Genomic DNA, 1,272 nt, shown 5'->3' with positions numbered 1-1,272 from the left:
CACGTTCAGTGACTTGTTTAATCGCTTCTGCTTTGAATTCTTCAGTGAATCGACTCTTTCTCATGATGTACTTCCTTCTCAGTTTTTGACATTATTAAATGTCTACTGAATTAGGGGAAGTCCAGTTTTAGATTTTTTTTGACTATGTGTTTCGTCGGAATAAAGTTCGAAACGGAATAATAAAGTTCGAAAAAGTCATAACCAGAAATTAAATAAAGTTCGAAAATTTATTGCGTGTAAATTTCACAAAATAACTAAGACTCTACTTTTGTGGCTCGGATGAACATGACTTAGCACTTTTAGCCAAAAGGTAAGTACGAAGGCTGTGAAACGGCTTTTTTATGGACAGACTTCTTTGTTAGATGCTGAAGCCAGATCATTTAGTCTTTGAACTCATTCAATGTCTAATGAATTATTGGAAGTCCATTTCACCGCCGCGCACAGTTTCTTCTTGTTTGGCGGCTCTCTTCGCCCTGGTTCTTGTTGAGTAAACTCCGACTAAGTATGAATGACGTTCTCTATCGCCGAAGCGGTAAGCGTGTACGTTGAAGACTTTCATAAAGCTCTTTCAATTCCTTTGTCGAAGGTAAAAATACACATTGGATGTTGTCTGAAGTATTTTGTTTTTGCCTGAAAACACTGGGTGATGCTGACAAATCTTTCTGCCTTATGGAACGTAACGTCAAAGTTTTCTCTGAACCAATAAGACTAATACGATCTTAATGAGCCCGATGCTCCAAATAGCCGTAAGTGCGGGCAAAGCAATCGATGTAGTCGGAAAGGCGATGAGTTGGCCTAACGTATTCGAAATAAAGAAAATGAATGCACTTGCTAAACTAGCTGAAACGATAGTTACCCCGATTTTCAACAATGGCGAGGTTTGATTCCGCTCCCTTAACTTTGTAGGTTCTCTTTGCTGTATGTTTGCAGACGTGAACCAATAAAATGGTTCCCAGAAATCATCCCACGTTTCACGTGCAGAAAGTCTTATAGACTCTTTGAGTGTTTGCATTGCTACCTCTTTTCATGTTCCACACTTTGGTAAAGTCCGAACAACTTTAGTCTAATCTTTTACCTTCCAGCCAATCCTCCGCGAACGCCTGCAAGTCACTGTGAAAAGAGTTGACGTTCGATAACTCAGGACCTGAACTTCCCAGCTTTCACTATACAGATTTAAGCCTCATAATCTAGTTCAAAGAAGAGGTGCTTATGTCTGGCAAACGATTTACTGAAGAATTTAAAAAAGAAGCGATTAAGCAGGTAACGGAACGA

General features: G+C 39.4%; 1 protein-coding gene. It reads right to left on the bottom strand.

Translation table 11 applies throughout. The features are described from left to right. Positions 1-682: 682 nt before the first annotated feature. A complete protein-coding gene (locus ACO0LE_RS20185; RefSeq protein WP_422962117.1) occupies positions 683-1,012 on the bottom strand; it encodes a hypothetical protein in 330 nt (109 codons plus the stop codon). Positions 1,013-1,272: the final 260 nt, after the last annotated feature.

It is taken from the genome of Undibacterium sp. Xuan67W (assembly GCF_049340165.1).
In the GTDB taxonomy this organism is placed as follows: domain Bacteria; phylum Pseudomonadota; class Gammaproteobacteria; order Burkholderiales; family Burkholderiaceae_D; genus Undibacterium.
This window is presented reverse-complemented; position numbering and strand designations above follow the sequence as displayed.

Bases quoted from the DNA above. Each gene is read 5' to 3' on its own strand.
- ACO0LE_RS20185 (WP_422962117.1), bottom strand. From the start codon at position 1,012: ATGCAAACACTCAAAGAGTCTATAAGACTTTCTGCACGTGAAACGTGG.